The following is a 17,448-nucleotide window of genomic DNA, read 5'->3' on the forward strand; positions in this document are numbered from 1 at the left end:
GCCATATATAGGTAATACACTCTCCGGTCGCGTTTGCCCAGCTCAACACGCACGACGCGACACGAAAACTCGGCTACCTAGGAAACTCACGCTAGGGTCCGGTGGTACCCACTCGCGGCACTGGTTCACCGCCGGCTTGGAGGGATCTCGGGACCTTCTTTCTACAATGATTGTTGCGCCGATGCTCGACTTCGTCGACGCTGCGATCGACAGCATCAACGGGTATGTCGGCTTACCCACCCGGGAATTTCACGTCCGTGGTAATCAGCGACGCGTAGCTCTTCTTTCCAGACGGAACGAAGAGATGTCACCAGGAGCCATCTCGGCTGGATACGACGAGTATGCCGCGGCCAGGGCACGGTTGCACACAGACTGACCACGGCAGCGAGCGGCAACAATCAGTACAAGGTCGGCACCCAGACCGTCACCTTTACGCCGGGTACCAAATCGAATTCCGCCGTCGATCAAGGTGTCCGACACCTTCGGCTCGACGAAGGTCATGATCCTGGCGTGACCTCACCCCACACCGCTGCAGCGATGGATGAGGCTGCCTGCCACTCGGTCAGTCCAGCCGATCCCCTGACCGCCACTCAATTCGCCCGCGGGTTGATCCGCTGGGCGATCCTCTTGACCTTCCGCCGCACCGATTCGCCCTTCGTGGCCGGGTATCCGCAGTCCTGCGCGGCCTTCGCCCACGTCATTCCGGTGTCGATGGTTGCGAACCGCGCGACCACGATTTCCTCCCCCGGTGATGCCGACCGTCGACAGGCTGGGCTTTCAGCCGCCGGTGACCCCCGACGTGCTCGAGGCGGTGGTTGCGGCGCTGTTGGACTGGTCCGTCGAACGTTCGGCCGTGCAGCTGGGTCTCACCGATGAGCCGGTGGCCGCGCCGGTGCCGTGTGACGAGCTTCTTCAGGCTCGTGATCACATCACGAGCGGTTCTCGACGCCCGCCGTCTCGCCGTTGATCGCAGCCTCTCGCGCATCCAGTGTCGCCACGAGCCCGAACCGGGCTGCATGCTCAGCTTCGGATCGAACGTCGTGATGCGCAGCTGTTCGAGCGGCCCGTAGATGGGTTCTTCCACCTACGAGCTGTGTCGATCGCGCAAAACGGCAACGCTGGAACGCAACTCACAATTGCGTGATCGGCCCGACCCGTGGATGGCCTGGAAAGTCGGCCCGCACTCGTCGAGGACGGTGGGCCGTCAGACGGTCGGCTCCCACGGGCTGAAGCAGCGGACGCCGAGCGGCTCGAAGTGCTTGGTGTGGCGTGTCGCCACCGTCATCTCGGCGGCCTGCGCGACGGCGGCGATGAGAGCGTCGTCGAACGGCGCACGCTCGGGCACCCGGTAGGTGGCCAGCACCCGTGCGGCCGGCAGATCGAACGGCAACACACGGTCGGCGAAGGCCGGCAGCACCCGCCCCTCGAACCACCGACGCAGAACCCCTCCCTGCGCCGGGTCGGATCGCTCCTTGGCGACCACACCCCGCTCGATCTCGGCAATGGTCATGGCCGTCACGAACTGGTCGGCCACCGGCACCGACGCCGACCAGGTCTCCACCGACCGGTTACGTCCCCGAACTCGCAGAGCGGACACCACGTTGGTGTCCAGGACGTACTTCACAACTCAGCAGTTCGGGCAGTCAGACCGAGGCGTTCGGGCTCGAACTCGATGTCGGCACCCTCATCGGTGCTCAACAGGTCGACGAGCGTGACCGGATCCCGCTCGAGGGCCTCACCGAGAATCTCGCGTACCTCCGCCTCGACCGACCGGTGATGCTGCTCGGCACGCGCCCGCAGGGCAGCCTTGGTACCCGCGGGAAGGTTACGGATCAGGATCTGCTCCACAGCGACCACCTTCGATATCACACCAACGATATCACATCGTCCGATCGCGAGACCTTCAGCAGTTCGTCCCACCTCTTGGCCGCACGCGAGAAGTTGCCATGGCGATCTCACTGGTCACGGCGTAGATATCGAGGTCGAACGATCGATGGCCACGAGCGATCCCAGCCCCGTTACGTTATTTACGGTCCTTCGCAGAAGAGCTACGGTCGCCAGACCCGGTATGACTCGTTGCCCCTGTCTCTCGCATGATCCGGGGGGTGGTGTCGCCGGGTGAGGTGGCGTCGACGGACCGCTGATAGGGACACGGCCAACCGAAGTAGGGTAGGTCTCTTTGCAGGCGTGGGCGCCGGGCGTCGACGGAAGGATCGGCGACCGGCCTGACCGAGACACAAGGGACGACCCCTGAATGGACTCGAACTATGCGGCGTACTGCGGCATCGACGTCGGCGAAGGTGAGCACCACACCGTCGGACTGACCGCCCGGAAAGAAGATCCACGACAAGGCGTTGCCGAACGACGAAGCAAAGCTGCGGGCGGTCCTCGACCGCCTGGCCAGCCACGGATCGGTGCTGGTGGTCGTCGACCCAATACGATCGGCGCCCTGCCGCACGCCGTGGCCGCGTAGGCGGCCACGAGGTCGGCTACCTGCCCGGACTGGCGATGCGCCGCATCGCCGACAGGACCCAGGTTGCGGCAGGCTCACCCATCTACCCGGCCGCAAGCTTCAACACCCGGTGGTTGTTGTCGGCGGCCGTGAAGTCGGTAACGTACACGTTTCCCGTGGTGTCCACCGCCACCCCCCGGGGATCTTCGAGGCCGGTGAAGGGGAGCTCGGTCTGGCTGCTCGACCCGGCCGCCAGCTTCAAAACCCTATCGTTGAACCTGTCGGCGACGTACACGTTTCCCGTGGTGTCCACCGCCACCCCCTCGGGGCGGTCGAGGCCGGTGAAGGGCAGCTCGGTCTGGGTGCTCGACCCGGCCGCCAACATCAGCACCCGGCCGTTCAGAAAGTCGGTGAGGTACACGTTTCCCGTGGTGTCCACCGCCACCCCCTCGGGGAAGTTGAGGCCGGTGAAGGGCAGGGTGGTCTGGGTGTTGGACCCGGCCGCCAGCTTCAGCACCCCATCGGGGGTGTGGGTGGTGGTGTACACGTCGCCGGAGGTGTCCACCGCCACCCCCCGGGGGGAGTTGAGGTCGGTGAAGGGAAGGGCGGTCTGGGTGTTGGACCCGGCCGCCAGCTTCAGCACCCCATCGGGGGCATGGGTGGTGTACACGTTTCCCGCGGTGTCCACCGCCACCCCCTCGGGGAACTCGAGGCCGGTGAAGGGCAGCTCGGTCTGGGTGCTCGACCCGGCCGCAAGCTTCAGCACCCGGCCGTTGCCCTGGGCGTCGGTGATGTACACATTTCCCGCGGTGTCCACCGCCACCCCGCCGGGTTGGTTGAGGCCGGTGAACGGCAACTGGGTCTGGGTCTGGGTCTGGGTCTGGGTCTCGGTCTGGGTCTGGGTCCGGCTTTGCCGGTACACGACCACGCCGACGGCGACCACGGCCAGGAGGGACAGGATCACGGCGATCGCCACGGTCGAAGTCCTGCGCCACCAGCGAATCCGCGCTCGGGGGTGTTCGAGCCCCTCGAGGTCGGGCGCGAGGTGTCCGAAGGGTTCGGCCGATGCGGCGGGATGTGCACGCGGGGGTTCTGGCTCCTGCCGTCGCGCGGTCGGTGCGGCGGGCTGGGGGCGGGGTGCGGGTCCGACCGGCCCCGGCGGGAGGTGCTGCACCCTGTCCGGTACGTCCCGCACCACGGTCGGGATGTCGGCCTCGGCCCGCCCGAGCGCGTGTTGCGCGGCCGAGGCGAGGGACTCGCCGCTGGGGTAGCGGTCCTCCCGGTCCTTGGCCATCGCCCGCGCGATGACCGCGTCGAACCCGGTCGGCAGGCCGGCCCGCAGGGCGGTGGGTCGGGGGATGGGCGAGTTCAGGTGGCCGGCCATCAGCTGGGCCAGGGTCGATCCGGGATACGGCTGCGCCCCGGTGAGCAGGCGGAACAGGGTGCATCCGAGCGAGTACACGTCGGCCCGGGCATCGAGGGGGATGCTCGCGAACTGTTCCGGAGCCGCGTACTGCAGGCTCGCCACCAACATCCCGGTCTTCGTCAGGTGCTGGGTGTGCTCGAGCGCCTTGGCGATCCCGAAGTCGGCGAGCAGCACCCGCCCGGGATCACCGGGGTGCCCGGGTCTGGGGTGTTCGAGGAGGATGTTGGCGGGTTTGACGTCCCGGTGCAGCACGCCAGCCTCGTGCGCGTAGTCCAGCGCCTTGGCGGTCTCGGTGATGATGCGCACGGCCTGGGCCGGATCGAGGGGAGCACCCTCGCGTGCCGTTTCGGCGTCGGTGCCCTCGACGTATTGCATCGCGATCCACAGCCGGTCGCCCTCCCTGCCACGGTCGTAGACGGCGACGATGTTCGGGTGTTCGAGACGGGCCGCGTGATCGGCCTCGAGCTCGAAACGGGTGCGGGCGTAGTCGTCCTCGGCCAGGGCCGGGTGCAGCACCTTCAGGGCGATCCGCCGCGGCAGCCGCGGATGCGCGGCCGCGTACACCGTGCCCATTCCCCCGACCCCGAGCACGCGTTCGATGGTGTACCCGGCGAACACCTCACCCGGCCGCAACGGACCGTGCTCACCCATGCCGTCACCGCCTCACCCGAACGCGTCGCCGACCTCAGTCAACACCGACCACCTTCACCCACTTCACCACGTCCGGGCATCGGTCACCATGGTCCGCGGGTCAGGGCGGACAGGCCTCGGTCGGCGCCGCGGAGGTCTGCGCCGGCGGCGGCCACCGGGGTAGGGTCATCGGTGTAGTGGACGGCACACAGCCCGGGACGGGACTGCACTTCGACGTGCTCGGCCCAGTGCAGATGACGATCGACGGGATCGCCCCACCGCTGGGTGGCCCCAAGCAGCGTGCCGTCCTCGCCGCCCTGATCATCAACCGCAACCGCCCGGTGTCCGCCGATGCCCTCGCCAACGGGGTGTGGAATCATCGGCCGCCGCCCGAGGCCCGGGCGAGCCTGCAGGTGTTCATCTCGAATCTGCGTCGAATTCTGCGCCATGCCGGGATCGATGCCCGGGCGGTGCTGGTCAGCGCGCCGCCGGGGTACCGGCTCATCGTGCCGGACCAGGGTTGTGATCTGGGACGATTCCTCGCCGGGAAGCGGGCCGGGATCCAGGCCGCCGCCGCGCGGCGATTCGAGGACGCGAGCGGGCACCTGGCCGCCGCGCTCGCCGAGTGGAAGGGTCCGGCGCTCGACGATCTCCGGGATCTGGAGTTCGCCGAGACGTTTGCCGCCGCAATCGAGGAGGAGAAGGTGTCGGCCCTTGCCGCCCGCGCGGAAGCCGAGATCGCGTGTGGGCGAGCCGAGGCGGTGATTCCCGAGTTGGTGTCCCTTGCGTCCGTCTACCCGCATCGTGAGCCGTTGTGGGGTCAGCTGATCACCGCACTGTACGTGTGTGGCCGACAGTCCGACGCCCTCGGCGCGTGTCGCCGGCTGCGCTCGAACCTGGCCGAGGAACTCGGCATCGACCCGGGCCGTCACCTGCTCGAACTTGAGGGCCGCATCCTGCGGCAGGAACCGTTGACGGTGGTCGAGACTGCGCGGGCGACCGCCGCCCACACGGTCACCGTCCTCGAGACGCTCGAACGCGCCCTGGCCGCGCAACTGCGTGATCGTCAGGGCCGTGCCTTTCGAATCGGATCGGCGGGGCTCGGGATCGGCCGGATGCCCGACATCATGCTCGCCCAGAGCAAGGTCAGTCGCCACCACGCGATCATCGTGGACACCGGGATGAACTTCGTGTTGCGGGACCTGCGTTCCTCGAACTGTGTGTATGTGGGCGGCAACCGCGTCGTCGACAGTGTCTGGCTCGTCGATGGTGACCTCATTCGGATCGGCGACCACGAGTTCGAATTCGAGATCGTGGTCGAATAGCGCAGCGCCCTCCTACCCCGACGCGTGCAGGTCATAGCCCCCGATCGGCGCCCCCGCGTCGTCGGTATCGCTGGTGGGGACGCTCCGGGTGCCGGTCGCGGAAGCCGCCATGGGGGACGGCACCGAGGAGACGGCACCGAGGAGACGGCACCGAGGGGCACACCCCGCCGACCGGTTCGTCTTCGGGTACGGCAAACCAACTCGGCGGGGCGTGCGGCGGGTGAATCAGGCCGGGAGCGCGTAGGTGTATTGCGGGCAGTACACCGTCACGGCGTCGGCGATGATGAAGCCCGCCTCGTACGGCGAGTAGGAGGAGGAGGACCCACTCAGGAAATCCAGTCCGATCTCGTAGAAGCCGTAGCCGCTCTCGAAGTCCCCGCAGACCGCGTAGGCGGTCGCCACCGCATAGTAGGCCGAGCTGTAGGGGATGCCCTCTGCGTCGAGGGCGGTGAGGTACACCTCCTCCGGCGCGAGATAGCTGGTGGCGTTGGCGTTGGCGTTGGCGACGCCGACTCCACCGACGGCGGCGACGGCGACGCCGAGCACAGCGGTGACGGCGGCGACGCGAGCGGCGGACTTGACGGTCTTGGGGAACATGGCGGGTCCTTTTCGGTGAGTTGCCATTGGCTGGTACGAAAAGGATCTGGGATGTCGCTTGTCGGATTCTGAACGAAAACTTGCGATGGTCTCCGCGAGCGAGCGCGGCAAACTTCGACCCCCACGGTCGCCTCACGTTTTGTCCTGTCTCGTTGATCGCAAGGCATGGTCAAGTCGCTGAGCTGCAGTGCCTCAGATGTACGAGACGGAAGACGGACGGCTTTTCTCGCTGATGTCGAGGCAAGTCATCGAATAGCGGCGTGGGTCGTGGCGCTTCTGATACCAGCGTAAGAGGGGTCGTAGGGACTGTTTTCGGGGTAGTACTCGATGCCGAGGTGGCGGTTCATGTCGCGCTGGAACCGTGAGAGGTCGTCGCCGGCATCCGAGGCGGCACCCGCGCCTCAACTACATGAGACGACACGCCGGATATCTCGAATCAGTGAGACTGCCCCCAGCTCCTGCAGGGCGGTGGGCAACGGGATGTGCGTGGCGCCGCAGTCGCGGCAGCGCACCCGTTGTGGGCACACGGTCAGGGTTGTCTCGCCCACCGAGCGGACGGTGCGGGCACGCCCGTGTCCCCACCTGGCCACCGCGCCCCGGCACTGCGGGCATCGCATGGTGCCTGGCGTCGAGAAGGGTGTCGGCCTCCTCGGGCCGGCGGATGACGATCACAGCCGATGACTCCGCTCATGGTGGGACCAGTGTCGACGACTACATCCAATCGCACCAGGGGCCGATTCGTGTTGGTAGCAGCGCTTCTCACGGCACGCCGTCACGCCCGATGCCGACGACGTCGGAGCCGTCACCGCGCGGTCGTGTCCGCCCGATCCGGCAGTGCTCTCACGGCTGTTCTCGTTCCTCGGCACGGTGACGATGCAGACGATCGGCCCTCTGCCCGGAACCCATCTGCATCACGGATGACGGTTGGTCGCCCCGTGGTCGTCATCCGCAGAGACGCTCAACAACCGGTCTCCGAGACCGAACCTGCCGGCCTTCTGGGCCTGCTCGACGAGCGCCCGCGCGTTCTCGATGTTCCGCGAGAGGGTTTCGATCTCCTCTCGCAGCCGGCCCAGGAACACGCGGGCCTGCGCCGGACCGACCATGACCGACTCGACCGTCGTCGACACCGAGGCCGCCGCCGAGGAACGCCGCACCGCTGGACCTACTACTGACCGACTCCGCGCTCGGGATCGCCCGCCGGATACTGCCCAACCGCTCCGCAATGGACGCTCGATGGAGATCGCAGCGTCGAGCGGCTTGGCGGACTCGAAGGCCAAACTCCAACGGCACCGGTCGTGGTGGCAGGCCTGAAAAGTATGGTCGACGGCTGATTCTGGATGCGATTCTCTCCGTGGTTCGTGCTGGGATCGCGTGGCGGCAGCTGCCGGTGGAGTTCCCGCTGGCATCGACGGTGTATGGGATCTTTGCCCGCTGGGTCCACGCCGGGGTGTGTCGACGCATCCACGACGCGCTGCGCGATCGGCTGCGTGTGCGAAGCGGTCGGGACCGCTGCCCGACCGCGACGATCATCGACTCGCAGACCGTGCCCGGCGCCGACACGGTGCCCGATCCCGTCGCGGATGGGTCGGCGGAAAACGAACGAACGGGTCAAGCGCCACGTCGCCGTGGACGTGACCGAGCTGCTGCTCGGTGTGGTGGTGACCGCCGCGTCGATCCAGGACCGCGACGCCGCCCACCGGCTGCTCGCCGCACTGCGGGGCGGCATCTCCACATCCGACTCGCCTGGGTCGACGGCGGCCACCCTGGGCGACTGCCCGGTTGGGCTAAAATCGTTCTTACCCTTCGGGTTAAGATCATCAAACGCCGCCCCGGCAGCACCGGATTCCAGTGAGTCCCCGGGTCTGGGTAGTCGAGCGCACGTTTGCCTGGATCAACAGGCACCGCCGTTGCGTCCGCGCCTACAGAATCGACCCGACCACCACCAGGCCGTCATTCACATCGCCATAATCGGTGTCATGATCCGACGCCTCGCGCGGACGTGACCAGTTTCCGAATGCGTTCTAAGTTCATTGACTCAATCAATGCAGTGGCGCGCCGACGCTATCTCGGCTTAGCTGGCGAAACGTGGCTGTGTAACAAGACTCTCGTGTACTCGACGATCCTCAAGGGACGCGCCGCAGCATCCCAACTGGTGTCCGGATATACCTTAGACTTCACCAACGCATCGGTCGCGTTCGGCGGTGAGAGGACGCTGAGCGGTATTGGACTCGAACTCAAGTCGAATCACATCTCCGACTCGGTTATCGATCGCTTGGCTGATTTCGACGAGGAGATTCACGCCCCATACAAGGTACGGTTGCCCGAACAAGACCCGGTACCGACGCGTAGTTGCGGGAGATGGTCACCTGCTTCCCTTTTCCCGCCTGGTTCGCAGTCGCGTCTCGCGAACGCGTAGTGAAGTAGGGCCGCCTTGTTTGCGGGCGGCCGCTCCGTTCCCCAGCTGGGCCGACCGGGTAGGCGTCAGGGATGCACGGTGGACGCCCACTCCTCGAAACCTTCCCACACGTTCGGCCCATGGGTGGGCAGACCGGCACCGGGGAAGGCCGGCGCTCGCTCAGAGTGCGAAACCCCACCGGTGTGTTCGGCTGTGTCCCCGGACACCTGACATCGAGCACACCCACGCTCGGGACACCGGCAACTGTCAACTCACACAGCTACGGAGGAACGGCCCTGGCATGAACTCCCCCACCGACCACCGAGCCGTTCCCGCAACCGTGCTCGTTGCTGCCCCCGACTTCGAATCACCGTTCATCGCGCGCCTACGAGCAGCCGACCTGAACGTGAAGACCGGACAGGCCGTGCCGATACAACTCAGTGCCGACTCGCCCGATGTGGTGGTCCTCGACGCCCGCTCACCCGCTGTCGACGGACTCCGCATAGTCCGGGCACTGAGAGCGGCCGAATCCGTCCCGGGGATCGTGGTGATGGGACAGTTCAGCCCCCGCGACGATAACCACACCTGCGCCTATTTCGAGGCCGGCGTCGACGATGTGATCGGCGACCCGGTGTGTGCGGAGGAGGCAGTCGCGAGGGTGCGCGCACTTCTCCGACGCATCCGAGCGTCCAGGGCTCCAACGCAGCCGACCACGTTTGGGGCAATCTCGCTGAGCATTGTGTGCACAACCGTGCAGATGCAAGACGTTCGAATTCCCCTGACACGAACGGAAACCAATCTTCTCGTCGTTCTCGCGAAGAACGCCGATCGGGTGGTCAGTCGCGGACAGCTGCTGCCGACCGTCTGGGGGCTTCCGACCGAAGCCAAGAACAATGTCCTCAACACCTGCATCTATACGTTGCGCCGCAAACTCGACTCCCACGGTGCCCCACACCTTATCCACACCGTGCGTGGACTCGGGTTCAGCCTACGAACACGGTGACCTGCGAAGACAGGGCCGGAATGCGGAGTCTCCGTGAGCTGGACGGGGTGGGCGCGAGGTCGCGCAGTGTCGGACCGTCGCCGCGGTCGACGATCCAGGCGCCGCCCTTCGCGGTAGACGCCGCCGGGGGCACCCATGCCGCGCGTCGAGGCCGTCCCCATGGGTACAGAAGACTGCCCCGTCGGCCTCCGGCGCCTCCAGCACGGCGACGAGCTGACCGGTCGGTGCGTCCACCGCCAGTAGCGGGTGATCGTCGATGCGCAGCCCACGCGCCGCGGCGCGGCAGCAGCGCCGGTTCCGTCTGTGTCTCAGGCGGATTGGAGGTCTGCTAAAGAAACGGAGTTGAGGGGCTCCAGTCTGCCGGAGCCCCTCAAATCGGTTATGAACCCGGGCGGAGTCGGTCCTCATGTCGACCCGGATGCTCGGACTCAGTCCAGGAACTCGATGATGCTCAACTCATCGGGATTCTCGAGGAGGAGTTTTCCGACCTCCGCCATGTGTTTCGCCCAGAACTGCTCGGCCTTATCGCCCTCGTGCCTCTCGATGAAGCCGACCATGCGGCGATGTGCTCGATAGGCACGGCCGCGTTGCTCTTCCTTGTCGTCCCATCTCATGAGGGCCGCTGAAGCGTGGCGCCCCGAAATCTTTTCGAGAGTCTCCACAAGCAGGGCCATGGTGATATTTCCTGACATCCGCACGAGTTCGCTATGGAATCGCCATGCAAGTTCCCCGAAGTTCTCTCCGTCGGAGACTGCGTCCTTTTCGGCGGCCAGCAGTGACTTCAAACTCTCGAGGTCGCTATCCGAGGCGGATTCGGCGGCCATCCGAGCGGCGACCGGCTCGAAGATCATTCGAAACCGATAGATGTCGGCGAGGTTTGCCTTCCGTAGTTGCAGAATCATCGTAAACGCGTTAACGACCAAATCGGAATCTGGTCGAGCAGCGACGGGGCCTTTGTGTGATCCGCGACGAATTGCAATGAGTCCCTGCTGTTCGAGGAGGCGTAGCGCTTCACGTAGGGACGGACGCGAGACGCCATATTCCTCGACCAGCATGGCTTCCGGGGAGAGAGATTCGCCCTCCGCTACCTCGCCGCGCAGAATCTTCTGCCGAAGTTCGGCAGCAACCAGCTCGGCAACCTTGGGGATGCGGCGGTTCCTGGCGGGACTATTGACTCCGTAGTCTTGGACCGTCATCTCTGGTTTCTCTCTCGTTCGGTCGGCCGCTCTTGGTTAGCGGGTCACATCCTAGGTTCAGTAGTAACCTAGTAATCATAGTAAGCGAACAACTAGGAGCCTTCGCGGACGGATGAGCCCCTCCTTGAATCCTCCGCTTACCCGCTGCGACATGGAGTCAGCATAGCGCCTCGTTTCGCTTCGGCGTTGACCATTGCTCATCATATCTAACCTAGCTATCGTAGCTCTATCGCGCGGGACTGACGAGGAGTGATGATGACAGGTCGTTTGACATACCAGCTCTACATCGATGGAGCTTGGGTTGAGGGCACGGGCAGTGGAGTGGTCACTGCCTACAATCCGTCCACTGAACAGCAGGTGGGGTCGGTCCCTCAAGCTAGTCTTAGCGACGTAAACCGGGCGGTCGAAGCAGCGCGTCGCGCGTTCGACGAAGGCCCATGGCCTCGCATGAGCCCGACGGAGCGTTCCGAGATCCTCATCCGATTCGCGGATGAGATGGAACGTCGGTATGAGGAACTGGTCTCCATCTGTATGGCCGAAACCGGAAGCACCAGAATGCTCGCCGACTTCTTGCAGGTCGGGACCCCACTTGAGCATTTTCGGGACATGGCTGAACGGGTACTTCCGCGGTTCGACTTCGACGAGCCGATGCTCCCCTACGACAAGCCCGGTATGGGAGTCGGTCAGGGGATCATCACGAAAGAGGCGATCGGAGTAGCGGCGTTGATCACGCCATTCAATTTCCCCCTCTTCCTCAACGTGTGCAAGATCGGCCCTGCCCTCGCCGCGGGTTGCACCACCGTTCTGAAGCCCTCCCCGTACACGCCATTGGAGGCGTTTGTGCTCGGCGAGATCGCTGACGCGGTCGGTCTCCCGCCTGGCGTGCTGAACGTTGTTACGGGCGATATCGACGCAAGCGAATTCCTCACCCGACACCCCATGGTCGACATGGTCAGCTTCACCGGATCAGACGTGGTTGGCCGAAAGGTTTACACGCAGGCGGCAGACAGCCTCAAAAAGGTAGTCCTCGAACTTGGCGGCAAATCAGCAAACCTGATCATGCCTGACGCCGATCTTGAGGCGGTAGCGCCACAGGTTGTGCGTAATATGACCGCGCATGCAGGACAGGGGTGTTCGCTCCTGACTCGTACAATCGTGCATCGCTCCATCCATGATGAGCTGATCGCGAAGGTAGTGGACATTCTCGGATCCGTGAAGGTGGGTGACCACGCTGATCCCGATGTGATGATGGGGCCGCTGATCAGCGATGCGCAACGAACCCGAGTCGAAAAGCTAATTCAGCAGGGCCAGGAGGAAGGCGGCAAGGTCGCCTTCGGTGGTGGTCGGCCCGACGGACTGGACACCGGGTTCTTCGTTGAACCGACTCTGTTCGTCAACGTGAACAACAGTATGACGATTGCGCGTGAGGAAATCTTCGGTCCGGTTGGCGTTGTCATCCCCTTTGACACCGAGGACGAGGCGATCAGCATCGCCAACGACAGCAATTACGGCCTTGGCGGATCGGTTTGGTCGGCCAACACGAACAATGCGCTGTCGATCGCCCGGCGGCTCCGGACCGGCTATGTCGACCTCAACGGCGGAGGTCCGTACCTGTCCCCGCAGGGGCCTTTCGGGGGCTACAAGTCCAGCGGACTGGGACGCGAGTGGGGCTCACATGGCCTGGCCGAGTTCCTGGAGTCCAAGACGATCCACTGGATGGTTCGTTAGTGACCGTGGCACCAAGACCGGCTTCGGGTGACTGGCTCGGCTCACCCTTCTGCGATTCGAGGTCTCCTGGGTACGCATAGAAAGATGATCGGTGGACAGCGACAATCTCGTGGGATTCATTGGAGTAGGCAAGATCGGCCGGCCGATGGTCGAGAGATTGGCCGGCCAGGAATGGCCCGTCCTCGCGTACGCCCGGCGCAGCGAGGTACGACAGGAACTGCAGCTAAACGGTATTCGTAGTACGAACTCAATTACTCAGCTTGCCGAGTCATGTGACCGGATCATCGTCTGTCTGTACGACGACACCCAACTTTCGGAACTTACGTTGGGTGACAGCGGCCTAGTCGATTCCGTGAAGCCAGGGACGGTTGTGGCTTCACACACGACGGGGAGTCCCGCCACGCTCGGCCGGATCGCGGCCGCGGCCTCTGCCCGGGACGTCTTCGTCGTCGAGGCGCCGTTCAGCGGAAGTGCGGACGTGGTCCGCGGAGGTGAGCTGACCGTATTCCTGAGCGGTGACGCTTCGGCAATCGAGCGAATCGAGCAACCACTGAGGTCTTACTGTCGTCACGTTATCAAGGCCGGCGAGCCGGGTGCCGCCCTGAAGGTCAAGCTGGTGAACAATGCTCTCTTCGCTGCCCACTCACATCTGGCAACTGACGCGGTGCGAATCTCGGACGAACTCGGCATCGAGCGATCGGTGCTGTTCGAGGCGCTCGCTGTCAGTAGTGGAGGCAGTACGGCAATGAAGTACCTATCGGAAACCCGCGGGGTCGATGACTTCGTCGCTCAGATCGGAAGCTACCTTCGGAAAGATCTGGCGATCTGTGAATCGCTGGCTAGGGAGCTGTCGGTGGAGCTCGGTGCGATTGGATCAACCAGCCACGGAGGTCCCCTGAGCTTGCGCCCTGAGCCCTAGCCGAAGCGACGAATCTCAATGTATCGGCGTACAGCAATGTCGACAACGGGTAGCACGTCCCTGAGGCGTTCAATCGAACATGCCAGTGGGGCAGGTGGTTAAGTCGGCAGTGAATCCGGGAAGCGCATTTGAGTGCGTCGACGATCGGTGCCTTTGGAGTATCGGCGCGATGGCCAACTGGCGCTCTCGTTCGGTCCACTGCACGGGGGTCCGGATTGTAGATCCGGACCCCGACCGACGGCGAAGTACGTATCGGCTCGTCTCCGCGATCTGAATCCCCGCGATCGAACGGTCACGCTGTGGTGGTTCACGCAACTTGCGCACGTCGTATCGTCTTCGTCGCGTTCGGATGCGGCGCCTGTCGGTGCAGATTTCGACGGCGAACGTGAAGAATCGCGCCGCGTGCGACAGAACTTAGGGCCGCTATACGAAAGGCGTGCGCCCTGATCAGCGCGGCTCTCCCTGCCTCTCGCCCTGATCTGCTCGGCTCGGCTCCTACATTAGGAGAGGCATACAGTCGAAACGCTGGTAGGGGTTTAGCTTCCGAAGCTGAACCCCTACCCGCCTCTAGGCTCTAACTTCTAGCGCTTGCTGATGGTGATACCTGCCGACTCACGATCCCAGGTCAGCTCCGTCTTGCCCTCATCACGCAGAACGTACTTCAACACCCGGCCGACCGGGTTCTTGGGGAGCTCGGTCCTGAACTCGATGTACCGAGGTACCGCGAAGTAGGGAAGCATCTCGATCGACCACTTGCACAGTTCTTCTTCCGTCAACGTTGAGCCCGGCGACAGAATCGCAGTTACCTTGACGTCGTCCTCGGTCACCTCTGAGTGCACGGCATGGACCGCGACCTCGGAGATATCAGGATGCGAGAGAAAGGCGGTCTCCATCTCGAACGACGAGATGTTCTCGCCGCGTCGGCGAAGGTAGTCCTTCTTTCGATCGACGAAATAGAAGAATCCATCCTCGTCGAACCGGCCGATGTCGCCGGTGTGGAACCACAGATTTCGAGTGAGCGACGCTGTCGCCTCCGGCCGATTCCAATAGCCTTCAAACATCACGTGAGGCCGCTTCGGCCGTACCACGATTTCCCCGGGCTGTCCCACCGCGACTTCGTTGTCCTCATCGTCAAAGATCCGGACGTCGTAGTCGTCGTTCTCCCTGCCGGACGACCCTGCGGGGGCGGGTTGATCCAATGGAAGATGGGTTGTGAGGCAGCATTCGGTCAGGCCGTATGCGTTGCTGCCGGCTAATTCGACCCCGAACCGTTCGTGCCAGATGGTCGTATAGTCACGGGGGAACGGGCTGCTCTGCACCACTCGCAACTGCCCACGGCATCGCGCCATCTCAGGAGAATCGCTCGCCTGCGCGAGCAGCGACACCATCGGCCCGAGAAGGGTCGCAACACGAGTTCCTGTGCGCTCGATATCAGGCCAGAAGCCGGACACCGAAAATCGGTGAGCAATGCTCGCGCTCGAACCCAGCATCGCGGTTGTGACGACCGTGCACGTCCAAGCGTTGAAATGAAACAGCGGAAGCGGAGTCCACGCCACTTCATCCGCCCGCCGCGTCGTCACTTCGAGGTACTGACGTGCCATGTTGAGCGTGTAAGCGTGCGTGATCATGCAGCCCTTGGACGGGCCGGTAGTGCCCGCGGTGTAGATCAAGGTCGACAGATCACTCGGTCGTACATCCGGAGCGGGCATGACAGCAGACTGCTGTGCCACAGCCTCGTCAAAGGACATCCACGTGGGCGGGGACACTGCTACGTCCACGGGATGGGTTACTGCGGGGATTCGAGCGCCACGGTATAGGACATTGGACAACGCAGGCAGGCCGCCAGCGACTTCCATGACACGGTCGGCGTAGTCCGGTTCGGCGATCACCACCGTCGCCGAAGCGTCAGCGACCTGATGACGCAAGAACTCGCCGCGGTACGCCGTATTCACGGGGACGCAGATAGCACCAATTCTATTGATACCGAAGAAGGTTGCGACCGCATCGACATTGTTGTCGAGCACGGTGACAACGGTCTCGCCATGCTTGACGCCGAGAGAGGTCAACAGGTTCGCTGTCTGAGCTACGCGCCGAGCGATGTCCGAGTACGTAAAGGTCTCACCCGAGAAGTCGAGGAAGACGTCATCTCCGTGCGCTGCAACAGCGCGATCGAGAACAGCATTGACGGTGTCAGGTTTGTTGCGGTGCCACACGACCACTGGTCAATCTCCTTTGGGACATGTCCGACTCATATCTAACTAAGGTATAGGAGAATGCGGCGTTTTGCGAGAGCTGGACCACACTCTGGCTCGGCCAGGCGCCGGTGAATGGCTAAGTTGTCGCATCGCGCTTGTCGTATTCCTCAATCATCACTACGCTTAATATGAGTACGGTCACACTAGCCCTGGAGACGTGAATGAGTTCACCTGTCACCGATGTCCCCATCCCTGCGCACGTTCCCGCAGAGTTGGTTTGCGACACCGATATTGTCAATGATCCTGATCTGCTCGCCGATCCCTATGCGGCTTTCGATCGGCTGCGTGAGAAGGGAAACATTCTGTGGTCGCCGAAGCTGGGCGGACATTGGATCGTCCTAGGGGCACATGAAGTCCGAGAGGCTTTTCAGAAGGCCGACACCTTCAGCAACTATCCGACCGGAATCCCACCCCTCAACGAGTTTTGGCCGCGGAAGCTGATCCCTCAAGAGTTGGACGGAGACGACCACAAGCGCTACCGCCGGCTCCTGACACCCTTCTTCAGTCCATCTGCAATCCGACCGATGGCCGACTCGATTCGAGCGCGGACGCACGAGCTGATCTCACAGTTCGCAGACCGTGACGAGGTCGAGTTCGTCGATGCGGTCGCTCGGCCCCTTCCCTCCACCGTCTTCCTCGACCTGTTCGGTCTGCCGTTGGAACAAGCGGACGTCTTTACCGACTGGACTTACCAGTTGCTTCACTCCGGCTCTCACGAGAAGTCTGCAGAGGCGGGGCAGAACGTCGTCACCTACCTCATCGAGCTGATCGCGCAACGACGCCAGGAGCCGAAAGACGACCTCCTGAGCACCCTGACGAATGCGGTGGTCGACGGTGAGCCGCTGACGCCGGACGAAGTGCTCGACACCGCGTTCCTGCTCTTCATCGCGGGCCTGGACACTGTCACGAGCCAGCTCGGGGTGGTGTTCCACCACCTGGCGCAGCATCCGGAACTGCAACAGCAGTTGCGAGAAGATCCGGAATCGATCCCGGCAGCGCTCGAAGAACTGCTCCGCGTGTATCCCATCGTGCCGCCGGCCAGGACGCTCACCGAGGACTACACCCTCGGGGGTGTCGAGTTCAAGACAGGCGACACCGTACTGCTGGCCGCCAGTGCCGCAAGTCGCGATCCGGAGGTGTACGACAACCCGGACGTGGTCGAGTTGCACCGCGGCGGGAGCTGGACCACTGCATTCGGAATGGGGCCACACCGGTGCCTGGGTTCTCACCTGGCCCGTCAGGAACTGACGATCGTCTTGGAACTGATGGTCGAGATGGTGCCCGAATTCGAGCTTGCACCCGGGCACGAATCCAAGTGGCACACTGCAGGCAACGTGTGGGGACTCGACAAGTTGCAACTTCGATTCAAGAAGTAGGAATGCCTCGTTCACGTTGAGTCTTCCCGCCTCGGATCCGGCTGCTCTAAACCGAAGTTACTGCTATGAGAACGAGCGAACCCCCGGTTGAGCTGGGGGTTCGTTGTTTTCGGTTGTGGTTGTTCTGGCTACCTGACCGTGTGGGG

Annotated in this window: 16 protein-coding genes and 2 pseudogenes; 10 read left to right on the plus strand and 8 right to left on the minus strand. The window is 63.8% G+C overall.

From position 1 onward, the window contains the following. Positions 1-590 precede the first annotated feature (590 nt). Positions 591-734 (minus strand): hypothetical protein, encoded by a 144-nt coding sequence (locus ACFWAY_RS49240; RefSeq protein ID WP_378515902.1) that lies wholly within the window; start codon positions 732-734, stop codon positions 591-593. Between the two features lie 14 nt (positions 735-748). Between ACFWAY_RS49240 and ACFWAY_RS49245 the strand changes: the two genes are divergently transcribed. Beyond that, a complete protein-coding gene (locus ACFWAY_RS49245; RefSeq protein ID WP_378515903.1) occupies positions 749-967 on the plus strand; it encodes a hypothetical protein in 219 nt (72 codons plus the stop codon). Between the two features lie 237 nt (positions 968-1,204). On the opposite strand, the gene ACFWAY_RS49250 is transcribed toward ACFWAY_RS49245, so the two are convergent. Both ACFWAY_RS49250 and ACFWAY_RS49255 read right to left on the minus strand, forming a co-directional pair. Then, a complete protein-coding gene (locus tag ACFWAY_RS49250; protein ID WP_378515904.1) occupies positions 1,205-1,624 on the minus strand; it encodes a PIN domain-containing protein in 420 nt (139 codons plus the stop codon). Further along, entirely contained in the window at positions 1,621-1,848 is a 228-nt protein-coding gene (locus ACFWAY_RS49255) for an Arc family DNA-binding protein (protein WP_378515905.1), read from the minus strand. The genes ACFWAY_RS49250 and ACFWAY_RS49255 overlap by 4 nt, the downstream gene beginning before the upstream one ends. Before the next feature lie 406 nt (positions 1,849-2,254). Between ACFWAY_RS49255 and ACFWAY_RS49260 the strand changes: the two are divergent. Beyond that, a pseudogene (locus ACFWAY_RS49260) lies at positions 2,255-2,526 on the plus strand (transposase); the annotation flags it as partial. A 29-nt stretch (positions 2,527-2,555) separates the two neighbouring features. Here ACFWAY_RS49260 and ACFWAY_RS49265 read toward each other — a convergent pair. Further along, positions 2,556-4,529 carry a serine/threonine-protein kinase PknD gene (locus ACFWAY_RS49265; protein WP_378515906.1) on the minus strand — a complete coding sequence of 658 codons (1,974 nt, stop codon included), beginning with the start codon at positions 4,527-4,529 and terminating at the stop codon, positions 2,556-2,558. 176 nt (positions 4,530-4,705) lie between these two features. Between ACFWAY_RS49265 and ACFWAY_RS49270 the strand changes: the two genes are divergently transcribed. Further along, positions 4,706-5,833: a BTAD domain-containing putative transcriptional regulator gene (locus ACFWAY_RS49270; RefSeq protein WP_378515907.1), complete on the plus strand. Its 1,128-nt coding sequence runs from the start codon at positions 4,706-4,708 to the stop codon at positions 5,831-5,833. A 225-nt stretch (positions 5,834-6,058) separates the two neighbouring features. On the opposite strand, the gene ACFWAY_RS49275 is transcribed toward ACFWAY_RS49270, so the two are convergent. Both ACFWAY_RS49275 and ACFWAY_RS49280 read right to left on the minus strand, forming a co-directional pair. Further along, the gene (locus ACFWAY_RS49275) at positions 6,059-6,430 is read right to left on the minus strand and encodes a DUF732 domain-containing protein (RefSeq protein WP_378515908.1); all 372 of its coding nucleotides are present in this window, start codon (positions 6,428-6,430) and stop codon (positions 6,059-6,061) included. 911 nt (positions 6,431-7,341) lie between these two features. Continuing rightward, on the minus strand, positions 7,342-7,584 hold the full coding sequence (locus ACFWAY_RS49280) for a hypothetical protein (protein ID WP_378515909.1): 243 nt from the start codon (positions 7,582-7,584) through the stop codon (positions 7,342-7,344). 68 nt (positions 7,585-7,652) lie between these two features. Here ACFWAY_RS49280 and ACFWAY_RS49285 point away from each other — a divergent pair. From ACFWAY_RS49285 to ACFWAY_RS49300, 4 genes and pseudogenes are all read left to right on the plus strand, one after another. Beyond that, positions 7,653-7,835: pseudogene (locus ACFWAY_RS49285) on the plus strand (transposase); the annotation flags it as partial. A 226-nt stretch (positions 7,836-8,061) separates the two neighbouring features. Further along, the gene (locus tag ACFWAY_RS49290) at positions 8,062-8,433 is read left to right on the plus strand and encodes a hypothetical protein (RefSeq protein ID WP_378515917.1); all 372 of its coding nucleotides are present in this window, start codon (positions 8,062-8,064) and stop codon (positions 8,431-8,433) included. Positions 8,434-8,444: 11 nt separating this feature from the next. Beyond that, positions 8,445-8,846 (plus strand): hypothetical protein, encoded by a 402-nt coding sequence (locus ACFWAY_RS49295; RefSeq protein ID WP_378515910.1) that lies wholly within the window; start codon positions 8,445-8,447, stop codon positions 8,844-8,846. Positions 8,847-9,126: 280 nt separating this feature from the next. Beyond that, positions 9,127-9,828 (plus strand): response regulator transcription factor, encoded by a 702-nt coding sequence (locus ACFWAY_RS49300; protein ID WP_378515911.1) that lies wholly within the window; start codon positions 9,127-9,129, stop codon positions 9,826-9,828. 428 nt (positions 9,829-10,256) lie between these two features. Here ACFWAY_RS49300 and ACFWAY_RS49305 read toward each other — a convergent pair whose 3' ends face one another. Beyond that, positions 10,257-11,024 (minus strand): FadR/GntR family transcriptional regulator, encoded by a 768-nt coding sequence (locus ACFWAY_RS49305; protein WP_378515912.1) that lies wholly within the window; start codon positions 11,022-11,024, stop codon positions 10,257-10,259. A gap of 255 nt (positions 11,025-11,279) precedes the next feature. On the opposite strand from ACFWAY_RS49305, the gene ACFWAY_RS49310 reads away from it, so the two are divergent. Both ACFWAY_RS49310 and ACFWAY_RS49315 read left to right on the plus strand, forming a co-directional pair. Further along, positions 11,280-12,752 carry an aldehyde dehydrogenase family protein gene (locus ACFWAY_RS49310; protein WP_378515913.1) on the plus strand — a complete coding sequence of 491 codons (1,473 nt, stop codon included), beginning with the start codon at positions 11,280-11,282 and terminating at the stop codon, positions 12,750-12,752. 91 nt (positions 12,753-12,843) lie between these two features. Beyond that, complete coding sequence (locus ACFWAY_RS49315; RefSeq protein WP_378515914.1) at positions 12,844-13,671, plus strand: NAD(P)-dependent oxidoreductase; 828 nt, start codon at positions 12,844-12,846, stop codon at positions 13,669-13,671. Positions 13,672-14,252: 581 nt separating this feature from the next. Here the strand turns inward: ACFWAY_RS49315 and ACFWAY_RS49320 are convergent. Then, positions 14,253-15,890, minus strand: coding sequence for an AMP-binding protein (locus ACFWAY_RS49320; protein WP_378515915.1), 1,638 nt, complete (start codon positions 15,888-15,890; stop codon positions 14,253-14,255). A gap of 197 nt (positions 15,891-16,087) precedes the next feature. Between ACFWAY_RS49320 and ACFWAY_RS49325 the strand changes: the two genes are divergently transcribed. Continuing rightward, entirely contained in the window at positions 16,088-17,302 is a 1,215-nt protein-coding gene (locus ACFWAY_RS49325; protein WP_378515916.1) for a cytochrome P450, read from the plus strand. Positions 17,303-17,448 lie beyond the last annotated feature (146 nt).

Origin of the sequence: Rhodococcus sp. NPDC059968 (genome assembly GCF_042738615.1) — a bacterium.
GTDB lineage: Bacteria > Actinomycetota > Actinomycetes > Mycobacteriales > Mycobacteriaceae > Rhodococcus_F.

Excerpts from the sequence above, each read along its gene's own strand:
- ACFWAY_RS49275 (WP_378515908.1), bottom strand. The coding sequence starts at position 6,430 with ATGTTCCCCAAGACCGTCAAGTCCGCCGCTCGCGTCGCCGCCGTCACC.
- ACFWAY_RS49310 (WP_378515913.1), top strand. The coding sequence starts at position 11,280 with ATGACAGGTCGTTTGACATACCAGCTCTACATCGATGGAGCTTGGGTT.
- ACFWAY_RS49295 (WP_378515910.1), top strand. The coding sequence starts at position 8,445 with ATGCGTTCTAAGTTCATTGACTCAATCAATGCAGTGGCGCGCCGACGC.
- ACFWAY_RS49305 (WP_378515912.1), bottom strand. The coding sequence starts at position 11,024 with ATGACGGTCCAAGACTACGGAGTCAATAGTCCCGCCAGGAACCGCCGC.
- ACFWAY_RS49265 (WP_378515906.1), bottom strand. The coding sequence starts at position 4,529 with ATGGGTGAGCACGGTCCGTTGCGGCCGGGTGAGGTGTTCGCCGGGTAC.
- ACFWAY_RS49300 (WP_378515911.1), top strand. The coding sequence starts at position 9,127 with ATGAACTCCCCCACCGACCACCGAGCCGTTCCCGCAACCGTGCTCGTT.
- ACFWAY_RS49325 (WP_378515916.1), top strand. The coding sequence starts at position 16,088 with ATGAGTTCACCTGTCACCGATGTCCCCATCCCTGCGCACGTTCCCGCA.